Source organism: Streptomyces sp. NPDC056347, assembly GCF_042262625.1.
Lineage (GTDB): Bacteria > Actinomycetota > Actinomycetes > Streptomycetales > Streptomycetaceae > Streptomyces.
In genome coordinates this window covers 1-16,959 of the sequence record NZ_JBHJQP010000171.1, presented here as the reverse complement: position 1 = coordinate 16,959, position 16,959 = coordinate 1, and the positions used below count along the sequence as shown (strand labels likewise).

The 16,959-nt window shown below is 69.8% G+C and carries 15 protein-coding genes and 1 riboswitch; of the genes, 4 read left to right on the top strand and 11 right to left on the bottom strand.

The window, feature by feature from the left end:
* Nucleotides 1–38 precede the first annotated feature (38 nt).
* From ACFCV8_RS29635 to ACFCV8_RS29610, 6 genes are all read right to left on the bottom strand, one after another.
* Nucleotides 39–1,415: an aminotransferase class V-fold PLP-dependent enzyme gene (locus ACFCV8_RS29635; protein ID WP_376688550.1), complete on the bottom strand. Its 1,377-nt coding sequence runs from the start codon at nucleotides 1,413–1,415 to the stop codon at nucleotides 39–41.
* Between the two features lie 176 nt (nucleotides 1,416–1,591).
* Nucleotides 1,592–1,709: riboswitch (SAM riboswitch) on the bottom strand.
* An 84-nt stretch (nucleotides 1,710–1,793) separates the two neighbouring features.
* Nucleotides 1,794–2,858 (bottom strand): anthranilate phosphoribosyltransferase, encoded by a 1,065-nt coding sequence (gene trpD / locus ACFCV8_RS29630; protein ID WP_376688549.1) that lies wholly within the window; start codon nucleotides 2,856–2,858, stop codon nucleotides 1,794–1,796.
* Nucleotides 2,859–2,981: 123 nt separating this feature from the next.
* Nucleotides 2,982–4,607, bottom strand: a complete 1,626-nt coding sequence (locus ACFCV8_RS29625) for a cytochrome bc complex cytochrome b subunit (protein ID WP_376688548.1) — start codon at nucleotides 4,605–4,607, stop codon at nucleotides 2,982–2,984.
* Nucleotides 4,604–5,656 carry a Rieske 2Fe-2S domain-containing protein gene (locus ACFCV8_RS29620; RefSeq protein ID WP_376688547.1) on the bottom strand — a complete coding sequence of 351 codons (1,053 nt, stop codon included), beginning with the start codon at nucleotides 5,654–5,656 and terminating at the stop codon, nucleotides 4,604–4,606. Before ACFCV8_RS29620 ends, ACFCV8_RS29625 begins: the two co-directional genes overlap by 4 nt.
* Nucleotides 5,653–6,462: a c-type cytochrome gene (locus ACFCV8_RS29615; protein ID WP_376688546.1), complete on the bottom strand. Its 810-nt coding sequence runs from the start codon at nucleotides 6,460–6,462 to the stop codon at nucleotides 5,653–5,655. Before ACFCV8_RS29615 ends, ACFCV8_RS29620 begins: the two co-directional genes overlap by 4 nt.
* A gap of 62 nt (nucleotides 6,463–6,524) precedes the next feature.
* Nucleotides 6,525–7,145, bottom strand: coding sequence for a heme-copper oxidase subunit III (locus tag ACFCV8_RS29610; protein WP_376688545.1), 621 nt, complete (start codon nucleotides 7,143–7,145; stop codon nucleotides 6,525–6,527).
* A gap of 187 nt (nucleotides 7,146–7,332) precedes the next feature.
* On the opposite strand from ACFCV8_RS29610, the gene ACFCV8_RS29605 reads away from it, so the two are divergent.
* A complete protein-coding gene (locus ACFCV8_RS29605) occupies nucleotides 7,333–7,734 on the top strand; it encodes a hypothetical protein (RefSeq protein WP_376688544.1) in 402 nt (133 codons plus the stop codon).
* A gap of 43 nt (nucleotides 7,735–7,777) precedes the next feature.
* On the opposite strand, the gene ACFCV8_RS29600 is transcribed toward ACFCV8_RS29605, so the two are convergent.
* The 4 genes from ACFCV8_RS29600 to coxB form a co-directional block, all read right to left on the bottom strand.
* Nucleotides 7,778–9,034, bottom strand: coding sequence for an Ig-like domain-containing protein (locus tag ACFCV8_RS29600; RefSeq protein WP_376688543.1), 1,257 nt, complete (start codon nucleotides 9,032–9,034; stop codon nucleotides 7,778–7,780).
* A 116-nt stretch (nucleotides 9,035–9,150) separates the two neighbouring features.
* The gene (locus ACFCV8_RS29595; protein ID WP_376688542.1) at nucleotides 9,151–9,549 is read right to left on the bottom strand and encodes a cytochrome c oxidase subunit 4; all 399 of its coding nucleotides are present in this window, start codon (nucleotides 9,547–9,549) and stop codon (nucleotides 9,151–9,153) included.
* Nucleotides 9,546–11,279: a cytochrome c oxidase subunit I gene (gene ctaD, locus ACFCV8_RS29590; protein ID WP_376688541.1), complete on the bottom strand. Its 1,734-nt coding sequence runs from the start codon at nucleotides 11,277–11,279 to the stop codon at nucleotides 9,546–9,548. Before ctaD ends, ACFCV8_RS29595 begins: the two co-directional genes overlap by 4 nt.
* The gene (gene coxB, locus ACFCV8_RS29585; protein ID WP_376688540.1) at nucleotides 11,276–12,238 is read right to left on the bottom strand and encodes a cytochrome c oxidase subunit II; all 963 of its coding nucleotides are present in this window, start codon (nucleotides 12,236–12,238) and stop codon (nucleotides 11,276–11,278) included. The genes ctaD and coxB overlap by 4 nt, the downstream gene beginning before the upstream one ends.
* Before the next feature lie 293 nt (nucleotides 12,239–12,531).
* Between coxB and ACFCV8_RS29580 the strand changes: the two genes are divergently transcribed.
* The gene (locus ACFCV8_RS29580) at nucleotides 12,532–13,914 is read left to right on the top strand and encodes a cysteine desulfurase/sulfurtransferase TusA family protein (protein WP_376688539.1); all 1,383 of its coding nucleotides are present in this window, start codon (nucleotides 12,532–12,534) and stop codon (nucleotides 13,912–13,914) included.
* Here ACFCV8_RS29580 and ACFCV8_RS29575 read toward each other — a convergent pair whose 3' ends face one another.
* Nucleotides 13,915–14,889 (bottom strand): carbohydrate kinase family protein, encoded by a 975-nt coding sequence (locus tag ACFCV8_RS29575; RefSeq protein ID WP_376688538.1) that lies wholly within the window; start codon nucleotides 14,887–14,889, stop codon nucleotides 13,915–13,917.
* 160 nt (nucleotides 14,890–15,049) lie between these two features.
* Here ACFCV8_RS29575 and ACFCV8_RS29570 point away from each other — a divergent pair, with 160 nt between their 5' ends.
* Both ACFCV8_RS29570 and ACFCV8_RS29565 read left to right on the top strand, forming a co-directional pair.
* A complete protein-coding gene (locus tag ACFCV8_RS29570) occupies nucleotides 15,050–15,247 on the top strand; it encodes a hypothetical protein (protein WP_376688537.1) in 198 nt (65 codons plus the stop codon).
* 176 nt (nucleotides 15,248–15,423) lie between these two features.
* Nucleotides 15,424–16,899 (top strand): hypothetical protein, encoded by a 1,476-nt coding sequence (locus ACFCV8_RS29565; protein WP_376688536.1) that lies wholly within the window; start codon nucleotides 15,424–15,426, stop codon nucleotides 16,897–16,899.
* Nucleotides 16,900–16,959 lie beyond the last annotated feature (60 nt).

Genomic DNA, 16,959 nt, shown 5'->3' with positions numbered 1-16,959 from the left:
GGGACGGGCCGTGTGCCCGTCCCCCGCCGAAGGTCTGTTCAGAGCTGTGCCACGCCCCGGTCCGGAACACAGCGGCCGCCCTCGGTGCGGTACTTCCACTGGGCGCCCTCGCTCACCAGCTCCCTGACCGCACCGACGAAGCGCTCGATGTGCTCCTCGGGCGTACCGGCACCGAAGCTCACCCGGATGGCGTTGAGCGACCGCTCGCCCGGCCCGGCCTCGGGCGCGCCGCACTCGCCGACCTCCTGGGGGTCGCTGCCCAGCAGGGTGCGGACCAGCGGGTGGGCGCAGAAGAGGCCGTCGCGGACGCCGATGCCGTACTCGGCGGAGAGCGCGGCGGCGAAGTGCGAGCTGTTCCAGCCCTCCACCACGAAGGAGATCACGCCGACCCGCGGGGCGTCGTCGCCGAACAGCGACAACACCTTGACCTGCGGGACCTCGGCGAGCCCGGCCCGGACGGCCTCCACCAGGCGCTGCTCCCGGGCGACCAGCCGGTCGAAGCCCTCCTCGGTGAGCGCCTTGCAGGCCGAGGCGATGGAGTACACGCCGATGACGTTGGGCGACCCGGCCTCGTGGCGGGCCGCGGTGGAGTGCCACTCGACGTCGACGCCGCCGTCGGCACGGCGGGCGACCTTGCGCGAGGCGCCGCCGCCCGCGAGGTAGGGCTCGGCCTCCTGGAGCCAGTCGGCGCGCCCGGCCAGGACGCCCGAGCCGAAGGGCGCGTACAGCTTGTGGCCGGAGAAGGCGACCCAGTCGACGTCCAGCCCGGCGATGTCCACGGGGTGGTGCGGGGCGAGCTGGGCGGCGTCCAGCACGATCCGGGCACCGTGCGCGTGCGCGGCGGCGGCCAGCTCCTTCACCGGCCACAGCTCGCCGGTGACGTTGGAGGCGCCGGTGACGCAGACCAGCGCCGGGCCGTGCGGGTCGCGGTCGGCGAGCGCCCGCTCCAGGGTCTCGACCGCCTGGGCAGGGGTGCGCGGGGCGTTCAGGTAGGTCACCCGGGCGTCGCGCCACGGCAGCAGCGAGGCGTGGTGCTCGGTCTCGTAGACGAAGACCTGGCAGTCGGCCGGAACGACCGCGGCCAGCAGGTTCAGCGAGTCGGTGGTGGAGCGGGTGAAGACCACCTGGTCGTCGGGGCGGCAGCCGAGGAACTCCGCGACGGTGGCGCGGCTGCTCTCGAAGAGGTCGGTGGAGAGCTGCGAGAGGTACCCGGCCCCGCGGTGGACGCTGCCGTAGTACGGGGCGTACGCGGCGACGTCGTCCCAGACGCGCTGGAGCGCCGGGGCGCTGGCGGCGTAGTCGAGCGCGGCGTACGTGACCTCACCGCCCGTGACCAGCGGAACCCGTACATCCTCACCCAGAACCGACAGAGGGGCACAAAGCGACTGGTCGGCGGCAGCGGTGAAGACAGACATGGCGAACTCCCGTGGAGAGGCAGGCGAAACGCGTGCGCCGGCGGGTACGCGGCAGCGCAGCGGAAAGAAGAGAGAAGGGTGTGCGGAAGGGGCCGACGGCCCTATCGCATTCGCGTGCTCACAAGAGGCTCCCTAGGGACCAGGACCCCGGGGGTTGGCATGCTCCGATGCCGAGGGGCCCGCGCTTGCCGCAGACCTCGCTGCCTACGGCCTGGTCTTCACCCGGGGCACCCCGCCACGGACGGAGGGTTGCCGGACAGCGGGCCGGGGCCGTAGTCGCTGTCACTCATGACCTGCCTGCATCTTGCCATACGTACGAAGACGCGCAAGGGCGCGGTCCACGATCCGGACCGCGCCCCTGCTGCTGCGCCCGTCGGCTCAGGCGTTGCTGACGGCCACCCAGCGCTCCAGCACCCGGGCCGCGGCGCCCGAGTCGATGGACTCGGCGGCCCGGGCCATCTGGGCCGCGATCTGCTCGTTCAGCGTGCCGTCAGCCGCTTCCAGCGCCGCCAGCGCGGCTGCCGAGTTGAGCAGCACGGCATCGCGCACCGGCCCCCGCTCGCCCGCCAGCACCCGGCGGGCCACGTCCGCGTTGTACGAGGCGTCCGCGCCGCGCAGCGCCTCGACGGGCACCAGCTCCAGCCCGACGTCGCGCGGGTCGAAGGCCTCCTCGCGGACGGCCCCGTCCCGCACCACCCAGACCCGGGAGGTCGCCGTCGTCGTCAGCTCGTCCAGCCCGTCGTCGCCGCGGAAGACCAGCGCGGAGTTGCCGCGCGCGGCCAGCACCCCGGCGACGATCGGCGCCATCTTCGGGTCGGCCACCCCGACGGCCTGGGAGCGCACCCGGGCCGGGTTGGTGAGCGGACCGAGGATGTTGAACGTGGTCGGCGTACCGAGCTCCTTGCGGGCCCTGGCCACGTAGCGCAGGGCGGGGTGGAAGCGCACCGCGAAGCAGAAGGTGATGCCCGCCTCCTCGGCGACCTCGACGACCCGCCGCGCGGAGAGGTCCAGGTTGACGCCGAGCTTCTCCAGCACGTCGGAGGAGCCGGACGCCGAGGACGAGGCGCGGTTGCCGTGCTTGACGACCTTGGCGCCGGTGCCCGCGATGACGATCGCGGACATGGTGGAGATGTTGACCGTCTTGGCGAGGTCGCCGCCGGTGCCGACGATGTCGACCGTGCGGCCGGGCACCTCGATGGTGTGGGCGTGCTCGTACATCGCCTGGACCAGGCCGGAGACCTCGTCGATGGTCTCGCCCTTGGCCCGCAGCGCCACCGCGAACCCGGCGATCTGCACATCGGTCGCCTCGCCGCGCATGATGCGGTCCATCGCCCAGGCGGTGGCGTCGGTGCCGAGGTCCTCGCCGCGCAGCAGGGGGTTCAGCACGCCGGGCCAGGAGTGGTCCGCCACGCTGTCGCCGCCGATCGGGGTCACAACGTTCATGGTCCGCTCCAGGGTCCACAGCCGGTACAGGGAACAGCCCCCACCCTATCGACCGCCGGGCACGGCAAAGAGCCCCGTCCATCGAATGGACGGGGCTCCTACCGTGGCGATCAGTTCAGGCGATCAGTGGTGACCGTGGCCGCTGGTGATCTCCTTGTACTCCTCGGCGGTGGGCTTGGCGATCTGGTTGTCCTCGCCGTACAGCCCCTTGCTGAGGCGGGCCCGCAGCTTCTGCAGGGCCGAGACCTTGCGCTCGACGCCGTTCTCGTCGACCGTCGGGCCGAGCTCGAGCGGCTTGTACTGCTCGTGCGCGGTGAGCGTGTGCAGCTTCTCGGGGCTGAGCGGCTCGTGGATCTCGACGAACTCACCGTGCGGCAGGCGCTTGATGATGCCGGACTCGCGTCCGTGCAGCACCTTCTCCTTGTCGCGGCGCTGGAGACCGAGGCAGATCCGCCGGGTGACGACGAACGCGATGACCGGGCCGACGAAGATGAAGATTCGGACGAACCAGGAAATGGCGTTGATCGACAGGTGGAAGTGCGTGGCCCACAGGTCGTTGCCACCGCCGATGAAGACGATGACGTACTCGGTGATCCAGGCGACACCGAAGGCCGTCCGGGTCGGGGCGTTGCGCGGGCGGTCCAGGATGTGGTGCTCGCGCTTGTCCCCGGTGATCCAGGACTCGACGAACGGGTAGACCGCGATGATCGCGAGTACCACTCCGAAGGCCATCAGCGGGATGAACACACCCAGGACCAGCGTGTGGCCCCAGAGGTTGATCTCCCAGCCCGGCATGACACGGATCAGACCCTCGGCGAAGCCCATGTACCAGTCGGGCTGGGCACCGGTGGACACCTGGTCCGGACGGTACGGGCCGATGTTCCACACCGGGTTGATCGTGGCGATCGCCGCGATGACCGCGATGATGCCGAAGACCAGGAAGAAGAACCCGCCGGCCTTCGCCATGTACACCGGCAGCAGCGGCATGCCGACGACGTTCTTGTTGCTGCGGCCGGGACCCGCGAACTGCGTGTGCTTGTGGTAGAAGACCAGGATCAGGTGCGCCACCAGCAGACCGAGCATGATGCCCGGCAGCAGCAGGATGTGGATCGAGTAGAACCGGGCGACGAAGTCGTGGCCGGGGAACTCTCCGCCGAACAGGAACATCGAGATGTACGTGCCGACGATCGGCATCGACAGGATCGCGCCCTGGGTGAAGCGGATACCGGTGCCGGACAGCAGGTCGTCCGGGAGCGAGTAACCGGTGAAGCCGGTGAACATGCCCAGCACGAACAGCAGGAAGCCGAACAGCCAGTTGATCTCACGCGGCTTGCGGAAGGCACCCGTGAAGAAGACGCGCATCATGTGCACGAACATGCCGGCCAGGAAGATCAGCGCGGCCCAGTGGTGGATCTGGCGAACCAGCAGACCACCGCGGACGTCGAAGCTGATGTCCAGGGTCGAGGCGTAGGCCTCGGACATCCGGATGCCCTGCATCGGCTCGTAGGAGCCGTGATACACGACCTCGTTCATGCTCGGGTGGAAGAACAGCGTCAGGTACACACCCGTGAGGATGATGATGATGAAGCTGTAGAGGCAGATCTCACCCAGCATGAAGGACCAGTGGTCCGGGAAGATCTTGCGCATGTTGGCCTTGGCCAGGGAGTAGATCCCGAGCCGGCCGTCCGCCCAGTCGGCCACCCGCTCGCCGGCGGGCGCCTTGCGCTTGGTGTCGGTCGCAGTACTCATCCGCGCTCCCAGAATGCAGGACCGACGGGCTCTTCGAAGTCACCGAGCGCTTCGAGGTTGCCCTCGCTGTTCACGCCGATCCGCAGCTGCGGAAGGGCGTGACCGGCCGGACCGAAGATGACGCGGGCGCCGTCGGAGAGGTCGAAGGTGGACTGGTGGCACGGGCAGAGCACGTGGTGCGTCTGCTGCTCGTACAGGCTGATCGGGCAGCCGACGTGGGTGCAGATCTTCGAGAAGGCCACGATGCCCTCGTGGGCCCACTCGCGCTCGCGCCGGTCCTTGATGTTCTCCGGCTGGATCCGGACGATCATCAGGGCGGCCTTGGCGATCTGGTTGTTGAAGTCCTCCGCGCTCTCCTCCAGGCCCTCGGGCATGGCGAAGGTCAGCGAACCGACGGCGACGTCCTCGGGACGCAGCGGCTCCATCGTGTTCATGTTGATGAGCTGCTTGCCCTTGGCCCACAGGGTGCTGCGGAGCTTCTTCTCGGGCAGCGGACCGAGGTCGCGCAGCAGCACGACACCGGAGAGCGGCACCAGGGCCAGCGCGCCGAACATCGTGTTGCGGATCAGCTTGCGCCGGCCGAACCCGGACTCCTCGGCACCCGCCGCGAAGTCGGCCATGACCTTCGCCTTGACCTCGGGCTCCGCCTCGATGGCGTGCCGGTCGTCGGCGACCTCCACGTCGGACATCAGCGTGCGCGCCCAGTGGACGGCGCCCGCGCCGATCGCGAAGAGGGCCACGCCCAGGGTCAGACCCAGCGAGAAGTTGAGCGCGCTCACGTGGCCGAAGGGCCAGATGTACACGATCTTGTCGACCGGGAAGATGACGTACGAGGCGATGAAGGCGATCGTGGCCAGCATCGACAGCGTGAACAGGAAGGCGACCACGCGCTCGGAGCGCTTGGCGGCCCGCTCGTCGATGTCCTGGATGCGCGGCTGGTGAGCCGGCAGCCCGGGGTCGGCGAACGGGTCGTCCGCGACCTCTACCGCGCCGTGCGCGGGGACCTGCGTTTCGGGCAGGTTCTCTTCTGGAATCTCTTGGCTACTCATGACTTCTTGGCCTTAGCGGTGTGGGCCGCGACCCAAACGGCAACTGCGATCAGTGCGCCGAGCCCGAAGATCCAGGCGAACAGGCCCTCGCTGACCGGCCCCAGGCCGCCCAGCTTCAGACCACCCGGGTTCTCCGACTGGGCGCTGTTCACGGTCTGGACGTACGCGATGATGTCCCGCTTCTGCTTCTCGGGCATCGTCGTGTCCGGGAAGGACGGCATGTTCTGCGGGCCGGTCTGCATGGCCTCGTAGAGGTGCTTCGGGTCCACGCCCTCAAGGCTGGGCGCGTACTTGCCGTTCGTCAGCGCGCCGCCCTCACCGGTGAGGTTGTGGCACTGCGCGCAGTTGGTACGGAACAGCTCGCCACCCTTGGCGACGTCCGCACCGGCGGGGTCGTAGTCCTTCTTGGTCGGCGTGATCGGACCGGCGCCGAGCGACGCGACGTACGCGGCCAGCTGGTCGATCTGCGCCTGGCTGTAGATGACCTTCTTCTTCGGCACCTGGGCGCCGGGCTGCTGCGCCGGCATACGGCCCGTACCGACCTGGAAGTCAACGGCGGCGGAGCCCACGCCGACCAGGCTCGGCCCGTCGGTGGTGCCCTGACCGCCGGTTCCGTGGCAGCTGGCGCAACCGACGGAGTACAGCTTCTTGCCCTCCTCGATGGCGAGGGACTGGGCGGTTTCGTCGGCCTGTGCCTTACTCGCGGGCGCGAAAGCGGCATACAGCCCCCCAGTGGCCGCCAGCGCGAGGAGTAGTACGACGACCGCCGCCAACGGATGGCGTCGTCGTGCGGAGAGCTTTTTCACGGATTACCCCGGTGTCAGGATCTTCTGCGTCGATGCTGGATGTGGTTCGGGTTCGAGCCCGATTACTTGATCATGTAGATCGTGGCGAAGAGGCCGATCCACACGACATCGACGAAGTGCCAGTAATAGGACACGACGATGGCGGAGGTGGCCTGTTCGTGGGTGAACCTCTTGGCTGCGTACGTCCTGCCCAGAACGAGCAGGAAGGCGATGAGGCCGCCTGTCACGTGCAGACCGTGGAAGCCGGTGGTCAGGTAGAACACGGAGCCGTACGGGTCGGAGGACAGCGAGAGGCCGTCCTTCTTCACCAGCTCGGTGTACTCGTAGACCTGGCCTCCGATGAAGATCGCACCCATCACGAAAGTGATCACGAACCAGGTACGGAGCTTCTTCACGTCGCCCCGCTCCGCGGCGAAGACGCCGAGCTGGCAGGTGAGTGAGGAGAGCACCAGGATCGTGGTGTTCGTCGCGGAGAACGGGAAGTTCAGGGCCGAGGCCATTTCCTTCCAGTGATCCGGTCCCATCACCGATCGCAGGGTGAAGTACATCGCGAAGAGGGCCGCGAAGAACATCAGCTCGGAACTCAACCAGATGATGGTTCCGACGCTGGTGAGGTTCGGTCGATTGACCGACGGGTGCGCGTGCCCGGTTTCTACTGTCGTTGCTGTCGCCACGACCGACATTATGTCGGTCGCTTATCCCGCCCTCACCCCGGGGGGTGCCGTTCGGTGTGTCAGGCGGGTGTGTCCTCCCCGAACGGCCCATGGAACCGCTGTCCGGAGCGGTGCTGACAGGCCGTCCGGCGGAGTACGATCCGCGCATCGGTTCATGCCCGGAAAGCCCCGAAGACACAGATGTCACGGAGGAAAAATGCAGCCGACCGCCACGGTCCTGGTCTACAGCGACGACGCCAACACCCGTGAGCAGGTGAGGCTGGCGACCGGGCACCGGCCCGCCGCCGACGTGCCACCGGTGGAGATCCTGGAGTGCGCGACGCTGCCCGCGGTCCTGGAGGCGCTGGACCGCGGCGGTGTGGACGTCTGCGTGCTGGACGGCGAGACGGCGCCCGCGGGCGGCATGGGCGTCTGCCGGCAGATCAAGGACGAGATCTTCCGGTGCCCGCCGGTCCTGCTGCTGATGGGGCGCCCGCAGGACGCCTGGCTGGCCACCTGGAGCCGCGCGGACGCCGCGGTGACCCTGCCGGTCGAGCCCGTCGAGTTCGCGGACGCCCTGGCCGCCCTGCTGCGTGACCGGGACCGCGTGAACGCCTGACCCGGCTCCCTCCGGAGGGCAGCGCACTCCCCCGCCCGGTCGCTCAGACCTCGGGGCGCAGTCGGGCCGCCTGGATCGTCCCGTCACGGTCCGGCGCGGTGTCCTTCTGCAAGGCGCTGCCCTTCAGCCATGCCGCCCAGGAGAGGTTCCAGTCCCCGAAGCCGTTGTCGAACGGCGTCATCATCTCGCCCTGGCTGCCCACCACCGTGACGATGTCTCCGGGGCGCACGGTGTTGTAGAACCACTCGGCCTGGCCGGTGCTCATGCCCGTGCAGCCGTGGCTGACGTTCGCGTACCCCTGCGAGCCGGTGGACCAGGGAGCGGCGTGCACGTACTCGCCGCTCCAGGTGACCCGGGTCGCGTAGTAGACCGGAAGGTCGTACGAGTCCGAGGAGCCCTCCGCGATGCCGATGGTCTCCCCGCGCATACGTACGTAGTACTCCTTGCCCAGCACGACCTTGACGCCGTTTCGGGTGGCGAAGCCGGGCTTGCCGGTGGTGACCGGAATGGTGTTGATCACTTTTCCGTCGCGTTTGACCGTCATCGTGTGCGCCACGGCGTCGGTGACGGCCTCGATGCGGGCGCCCGTGGTGAGCTTGAGGGCCTTCGCGGGGGCGCCGTAGAGGGTGTCGGTGAGCTTGACCCCCGCCAGGCCGCTGGTGACCTCGATGGAGGCCCTGGCGGGCCAGTACCCCTTGGGGCGGTAGTGCAGGGTCTGGTCGTCGACCCAGTACCAGGAGCCGGTCACCGCGGGGGTCGAGCGGACGCGGAGGCCGCGCTCCACGCGGGCCCTGGACGCCTGGTCCGCGACGGGGGCGCTGAGTTGCGCGACGACGGGCTGTCCGACGCCGTAGGTGCCCGCCTGAGGGCCGAAGGAGACCTCCAGCAGCTCCTTGGTCGAGGTGGTGCCGAACGAGAGCGTACGGGCGCCCGGGGCGCCGTCCTCGTCCTCCGTGCTGACCCGGACGGTGTACCGGACTCCGGCGGCGAGCGGCATCGTGGAGTGCCAGCGCCTGCCGTCCGCGTCGAGCTCGCCCGCGAGATGGCGGCCGGCGGTGTCCACCGCCGACACGTCCGTGATCCGGCCCTCGTCGCCCTTGACGGTGACCTCCAGCGGCCTGCCGGGGGCGACCTTCGCGTCGCCGTCGCGCGCGTTGGAGGCGATCTCGTCCACGGCGTCGTACGGCTTCTCCGCGAGCGGATGGCCCCCGGACCCCGCGCAGGCGGTCGCGGCCACGACCAGGGTCATGACCAGCAGGGTGCAGCCCACTGCGGGGCGGATGCGCGGCGTGCGGTTCATGGGGCCACGCTAAGAAGGCCCGCCCGGATCGGCGCGTTGTGCGCGTACGAACGGGGGCCCGCACTCCTCTCGGTGGAGAAGTGCGGGCCCCCGTCAGGTGGAGCGGTGACGCGAGGTCACTGGGTGCGGTTCTCACCGCGGTAGTACTCGAAGACCCAGCCGAAGAGGCCGATCAGGATGATCGGGGCCGAGAAGTACAGCAGCCACCAGCCGAAGATGACGCCCAGGAAGGCCATGGAGCCACCGATGGCCAGCGAGAGCGGCTGCCAGCTGTGCGGGGAGAAGAACCCCACCTCGCCGGCCTCGTCCGCGACGTCGGCCTCCTTGTTGTCCTGCGCCATGTCGTCGACCCGCCGGGCCGTGAAGGCCAGGTAGAAGCCGATCATGAGGCTCAGGCCGAAGGCCAGGGCGAGGGCGGTGGTACCGGCCGGCTCCTTCGACCACACGCCGTACGTGACGGCGATGGCCAGGATGAAGAGGCTCAGCCACAGGAACATCTTGCCCTGGATCTTCACTTGCCGGCCTCCTTGCCACCAGCGAGGGCCTTGTCGTCAGCGTGGTGCTCGAGCTGCTCGAGGGCCGCGATCTCCGGGTGGTGCAGGTCGAACGCCGGGGATTCGGAGCGGATCCGCGGCAGGGTGAGGAAGTTGTGCCGCGGCGGCGGGCAGGAGGTCGCCCACTCCAGCGAACGGCCGTAGCCCCACGGGTCGTCGACCTCGACCTTCTTGCCGTACTTGGCGGTCTTCCACACGTTGTAGAAGAACGGCAGCATCGACAGGCCGAGCAGGAACGAGGAGATCGTCGAGATCGTGTTCAGCGCGGTGAAGCCGTCGGCGGCGAGGTAGTCCGCGTAACGACGCGGCATGCCCTCGGCACCGAGCCAGTGCTGCACCAGGAACGTGCCGTGGAAGCCCACGAACAGCGTCCAGAACGTGATCTTCCCGAGCCGCTCGTCGAGCATCTTCCCGGTGAACTTCGGCCACCAGAAGTGGAATCCGGAGAACATCGCGAACACCACGGTGCCGAAGATGACGTAGTGGAAGTGCGCGACCACGAAGTACGAGTCCGAGACGTGGAAGTCCATCGGCGGCGAGGCCAGGATGACGCCGGTCAGACCACCGAAGGTGAAGGTGATCAGGAAGCCGACGGCCCAGAGCATCGGTGTCTCGAAGGACAACGACCCCTTCCACATCGTGCCGATCCAGTTGAAGAACTTCACACCGGTCGGTACCGCGATGAGGAATGTCATGAACGAGAAGAACGGCAGGAGCACACCGCCCGTGACGTACATGTGGTGGGCCCACACGGTCACGGAAAGACCGGCGATGGCAATCGTCGCGGCGACCAGACCGATGTAACCGAACATCGGCTTCCGGCTGAATACCGGAATTACCTCGGAAATAATTCCGAAGAATGGTAGGGCGATGATGTACACCTCTGGATGGCCGAAGAACCAGAAGAGGTGTTGCCAGAGCAATGCGCCACCGTTCGACGCGTCAAAGATATGCGCGCCGAATTTACGGTCGGCCTCCAGCGCGAAGAGCGCGGCGGCGAGAACCGGGAAGGCCAGCAGGACCAGCACACCGGTCAGCAGGACGTTCCACACGAAGATCGGCATGCGGAACATCGTCATGCCGGGAGCGCGCATGCAGATGATCGTGGTGATGAAGTTGACCGAACCGAGGATCGTGCCGAAGCCGGAGAAGGCCAGACCCATGATCCACATGTCGGCGCCGACACCCGGCGACCGGACGGCGTCCGAGAGCGGGGAGTAGGCGAACCAGCCGAAGTCGGCCGCACCCTGCGGGGTGAGGAAGCCGGCCACCGCGATCAGCGAGCCGAAGAGGTACAGCCAGTACGCGAACATGTTCAGCCGCGGGAACGCCACGTCGGGCGCACCGATCTGGAGCGGCATGATCCAGTTCGCGAATCCGGCGAACAGCGGCGTCGCGAACATCAGCAGCATGATCGTGCCGTGCATCGTGAACGCCTGGTTGAACTGCTCGTTCGACATGATCTGCGTGCCGGGACGGGCCAGCTCGGCGCGCATGAAGAGCGCCATCAGACCGCCGATGCAGAAGAACGCGAACGACGTGACCAGGTACATCGTGCCGATCGTCTTGTGGTCAGTGGTGGTCAGCCACTTGACGACGACGTTTCCCGGCTGCTTCCGCCGGACCGGCAGCTCGTCCTCGTACGAGTCGTCTGCTGCCGCGGCACCCTGAGGTTCGTTGAGGATGCTCACAGTTTGTTCGTCTCCGCATTCCTGGCCGGGTCAGTCTGCTCGATGCCGGCCGGCACGTAGCCCGTCTGGCCCTTCTTCGCCAGCTCCTCCAGGTGCGCCTGGTAGCGCTCGGGGGAGACGACCTTGACGTTGAAGAGCATCCGGGAGTGGTCGACGCCGCAGAGCTCGGCGCACTTGCCCATGAAGGTGCCCTCCTGGTTGGGAGTCACCTCGAAGGCGTTGGTGTGGCCCGGAACGACGTCCTGCTTCATGAGGAACGGCACCACCCAGAAGGAGTGGATGACGTCGCGCGAAGTCAGAACGAACCGGACCTTCTCGCCCTTCGGCAGCCACAGGGTCGGGCCCGGGTTGCCGTTCTGCGGGTTCCGCGTTCCCGGGATGCCGAAGTCGTAGACGCCTTCGGCGCTCTTCGGGAAGTCCTTGCGGAACCGGTCGGGGATGGCGTCGAGCTCCTTGGGGATCTCGTTGCCCGTGGCGGACGAGCCGTCCACGTTCTCGATGTAGTTGAAGCCCCAGCTCCACTGGTAGCCGACCACGTTGATGGTGTGGGCCGGCTTGTCGGAGAGGGTGAGGAGCTTCGTCTCATCGCGCGCGGTGAAGTAGAACAACACCGAGACGATGATCAGAGGGACCACGGTGTACAGCGCCTCGATGGGCATGTTGTACCGGGTCTGCGGAGGAACCTCGACCTTGGTGCGGCTGCGCCGGTGGAAGATGACGCTCCACAGGATCAGACCCCATACCAGCACGCCCGTGGCGAGCGCTGCCGCCCACGAGCCCTGCCAGAGGGAGAGGATCCGTGGTGCCTCTTCGGTCACCGGAGTCGGCATTCCAAGGCGGGGGAAGTCCTTGTATGTGCAACCGGTGGCGGTCACAAGGATCAGGCCCGCAGTCAGCACCTGCGGCAGCTTCCGCCGCATCGGGCGCCGCGACGAGCGGTCGGAGCCGTTGGGACTCACGTAGCGCCTTCCCGAGAGTCTCGCCCACGCGGTCGGCGCGGCCGTCTTTCTGGTCGGTCGCCGCCCTGACGCGGGCAGGGGTTTGGATGTTTATGCGGACCAAACCCTACTGGACGCTATTTGGGGTCGCGCGGGGAGGGTGCCCAACGCGCCGTCCGACTCCCCGAAGGGGTGGAATACGGGCCTTTGAGCGCCATCTGACGCCCCCTCTCCCGGCTCGGCGGCCCGGTCACGCCCCGTCCGGCCCCTCCCCCCTCCCCGGGCCGGGCCCCGGCGCGGGCTAGCGTGGCCGGGTGCCCTACTTCGACACCGCCTCCGCCGCCCCTCTGCATCCCGTCGCACGTCAGGCGCTGCTTGCCGCGCTGGACGAGGGCTGGGCCGATCCGGCCAGGCTCTACCGCGAGGGGCGGCGGGCCCGGCTGCTGCTGGACGCCGCCCGGGAAGCCGCCGCGGAGGCCGTCGGCTGTCGCCCGGACGAGCTCACATTCACTCCTTCGGGGACCTCCGCGGTGCATTCGGGGATTTCCGGCGCCCTCGAGGGACGTCGGCGTGTCGGCCGCCATCTGGTGGTCTCCGCGGTCGAACACTCGTCGGTACTCCATTCGGCGGCCGCCCATGAGGCGCGGGGCGGTTCGGTCCTCGAGGTGCCGGTGGACCGTTCGGGAGCGGTGGACGCGGGCACGTACGCCGGGGCGCTGCGCGAGGACACCGCGCTGGCCTGCCTGCAGTCCGCCAACCACGAGGTCGGCACCGAGCAGCCGGTGGCCGCCGTCGCGGAGGCCTGCCGGGCGGCGGGGGTGCCGCTGCTGGTGGACGCGGCGCAGTCGCTGGGCCGGGGGCCGGTGCCGGAGGGCTGGTCGCTGCTGACGGGCAGCGCCCACAAGTGGGGCGGGCCGTCGGGCGTGGGGCTGCTGGCGGTGCGCAAGGGGGTCAGGTTCGCCGTCCGGGGGCCGGCCGACGAGCGGGAGTCGGGACGGTCGGCGGGGTTCGAGAACATTCCGGCGATCGTCGCGGCGGCGGCGTCGCTGCGGGCGGTACGGGCCGAGGCCGGGTCCGAGTCCGCGCGGCTGCGGGCGCTGGTGGACCGCATCCGGGCCGCGGTGCCGGAGCTGGTGCCCGATGTCGAGGTGGTCGGTGACCCGGTGCGGCGGCTGCCGCATCTGGTGACCTTCTCCTGTCTCTATGTCGACGGGGAGACCCTGCTCCACGAGCTGGACCGGGCCGGTTTCTCCGTGTCGTCCGGTTCGTCCTGCACCAGCAGCACGCTGACGCCGAGCCATGTGCTCCGGGCCATGGGGGTGCTGTCGGAGGGGAACGTACGGGTGTCGCTGCCGGACGGCACGGCCGAGGCGGACGTCGAGCGCTTCCTGGAGGTGCTGCCCGCGGTGGTGGCGGAGGTACGGCAGCGGCTCGGCGCCGCGGCCCCGGCCGCCCCCTCCCCCGCTCCGGCCGCGTCCCTGGTGGTCGACGCGCTGGGCAGGCGCTGCCCGATCCCGGTGATCGAGCTGGCGAAGGTGATCGGGAAGGTGCCGGTCGGCGGGACGGTGACCGTGCTCGCCGACGACGAGGCGGCGCGGCTGGACATCCCCGCCTGGTGCGCGATGCGCGAGCAGGAGTACGTGGGCGAGGAGCCGGCGGACCGCGGCTCGGCCTTCGTGGTCCGCCGGCTGTTCTGACTACGCGAGGTGCGTGCGGACCTCGGCGGCGGCGTCGTGACCGTACGCCTTGGTGAAGCGGTCCATGAAATGGGTGCGGTGCAGGGTGTACTCCTGGGTGCCCACGGTCTCGATCACCAGGGTGGCCAGCATGCAGCCGACCTGCGCGGCGCGCTCCAGGCCGACGCCCCAGGCGAGGCCGGAGAGGAAGCCGGCCCGGAAGGCGTCGCCGACACCGGTCGGGTCGGCCTTGGCCGTCTCCTCCGGGCAGCCGACCTCGATCGCTTCCTGGCCGGCGCGCTCGATCCGTACGCCGCGGGCGCCGAGGGTGGTGACGCGGTGGCCGACCCTGCCCAGGATCTCCTCGTCGGTCCAGCCGGTCTTGGACTCGATGAGCCCCTTCTCGTACTCGTTGGAGAAGAGGTACGTCGCACCCTCCAGGAGGATCCGGATCTCCTCGCCGTTCATCCGCGCGATCTGCTGCGAGAAGTCCGCGGCGAACGGGATGCCCCGGGTGCGGCACTCCTCGGTGTGGCGCAGCATCGCCTCGGGGTCGTCGGCGCCGATCGAGACCAGGTCGAGGCCGCCGACCCGGTCGGCGACGGCCTTCAGCTCGATGAGGCGGGCCTCGCTCATCGCCCCGGCGTAGAAGGAGCCGATCTGGTTGTGGTCGGCGTCCGTGGTGCAGACGAAGCGGGCGGTGTGCAGGACCTCGGAGATCCGCACCGAGCCGGTGTCGACGCCGTGGCGGTCGAGCCAGGCGCGGTACTCGTCGAAGTCGGCGCCCGCGGCACCCGCCAGGATCGGCTGCGTGCCCAGCAGGCCCATGCCGAAGCAGATGTTGGCGGCGACACCGCCCCGGCGCACTTCGAGGTTGTCGACCAGGAAGGAGAGCGAGACCGTGTGCAGCTGGTCGGCGACCAGCTGGTCGGCGAAGCGGCCGGGGAAGGTCATGAGGTGGTCGGTGGCGATGGAGCCGGTGACTGCGATTCGCACGGGGAGACTGCTCCTGCGGAGGTCGGGGGGAACGGGTCACTGTGTTCCCGGGGCGGCGTGACAGTTCACGCTACCCGTTCGCCGGACCGGCCCTGAAGAGGGGGAAACTACCCGATAGTAGGGCTTTCCTCCTGTGGCCCGTGGTGCTTACGGTGCCGATATGTCGAACCACATCGCCTTGCGCGAGTCCGAGATGAGCCTGGCCGAGCTGCGCGGGGACTGCGCGCGGATGGCCCCGCACTGGACGGCCCACACGAGGTCCGCCACCGCCCCCGTCGCCCCGTCCCGGATTCACGGGGTCACCGTTCCGGCCGCGTCCGCCCGGCTGATCGACGCGATGGAGGGCTACGGCGACTGAGCCGCCTTCCCTCTTCTCCGGGGATCCGTCCGCGCTTCTCCGGGTAGTCGTCCGCGCCGCCGGGGAACCGTCCGCGCCGCCGCCCCGTCCCACCGTCGTCCCCGGGCCTCCGGGGGCGGCCTCACGGGCCGGGCGACGGCGCGTGAGGCCACACGGCAGGTGAAGGAGCGGATCCGGTGAGCACCGAGCGACCCGACAACGATGTGACCGGCCCCCGGCGGCGTTCGCCGCTCGCCGTGGCCTCGGTGGCGGCGGCCGTCCTGCTGGCCGGGGGCGGTGGGGCGTACTGGGCCGCGACGGCGGCCGACGGCGGCAGCGGCACATCCGGCAGCAACGCGGACGCGGCCGGGCGGAGCTCGCCGCCCCCGCTGGCCCTGGACGGGGCGACCGCCTCCGGCCCGGGTTCCGAAGCGCCGCCCGAGGGCGCCTCGCGCGGCATCGCGCCCGGCGAGCCCGACCCGAGCGGCGGCCGGGTGGTCTACCGCGTCTCCGGCGAGCTGCCCGAGGGTCCGCGCACGGCGGCCGTGCGGCGGGCGGCCGGAACGGTCTCGGCCGGCGAGGTGGCCCGCCTGGCGAAGGCCCTGGGTCTGCCCGGCACTCCGCAGGAGGAGCAGACGTACTGGAAGGTCGGCTCCGACGGCGACGGAACGGGCCCGGTGCTGCGGGTGGAGAAGCAGGCCCCGGGCACCTGGAGCTTCACCCGCCACGGCTCCGGCGGCACGGACAACTGCCGCAAGGGGGCGACCTGTTCGGGCGGTCAGCAGTCGCCGGAGAGCGGCGGCTCCCCGGCCTCCGCGGTGAGCGGGAATGCCGCACGGGCCGCCGCGGCCCCCGTACTGAAGGCGGCCGGGCAGGACGGCGCCGCCCTGGACACCGGCCAACTCATGGGCTCCGTACGGGTGGTGAACGCCGACCCGAAGGTCGACGGACTGCCCACCTACGGCTGGTCGACCGGCATCCAGGTGGGCCCGGACGGTCAAGTGGTGGGCGGCAGCGGCCATTTGAAGGGTCTGGAGAAGGGCGACAGCTATCCGGTGGTCGGCGCGGCCGAGGCGCTGGAGCAGCTGAACGGACCGGCACCCCGCAAGGACGTCGGCGGCTGCGCCGACCCCGTACCGACGGCGGACGGCAGGACGCGCTGCGGGGCGCGGACCGGGGCGGAGCCGGCGGCGACGACCGTGACGGTGGAGAAGGCGGTGTTCGGCCTGTCGGCGCAGTACGTGGCGGGGCGGCAGGTGCTCGTGCCGTCCTGGCTGTTCTCGGTGCGCCCCGCCGCCGGCGGAGCGGGCAGCACGGTGGCACAGGTCGCGGTGGAGCCCGCGTACCTGACGAGGAGCGGACCGGCCACGGGCTCGGCGGTGCCCACGCCCCCGGGGAACGCGGAGAAGGGGCTGCGGCAGTCGTTGTCGTACCGGGCCGAGGGGAAGGAGCTGTCCGTGACGTTCTGGGGCGGGGTGTGCAGTACGTACACCGCGAGCGCGGCCGAGAGCGCGGACACGGTGACGGTGCGGATCTCGGAGTCCGCGCAGCCCGGGAAGCAGGCCTGCATCGCGATCGCCAAGGAGCTGACCCGTACGGTGACGCTGGACGCCCCGCTGGGTGACCGCAGGGTCGTCGACGCGGCCTCGGGCAACGAGATCCCCCTGGGCTGAGCCCCACCGGCCCATGACGACGGCGGCGGCGATGTCGGCGCGGGTGTACGCCGGTCTCGG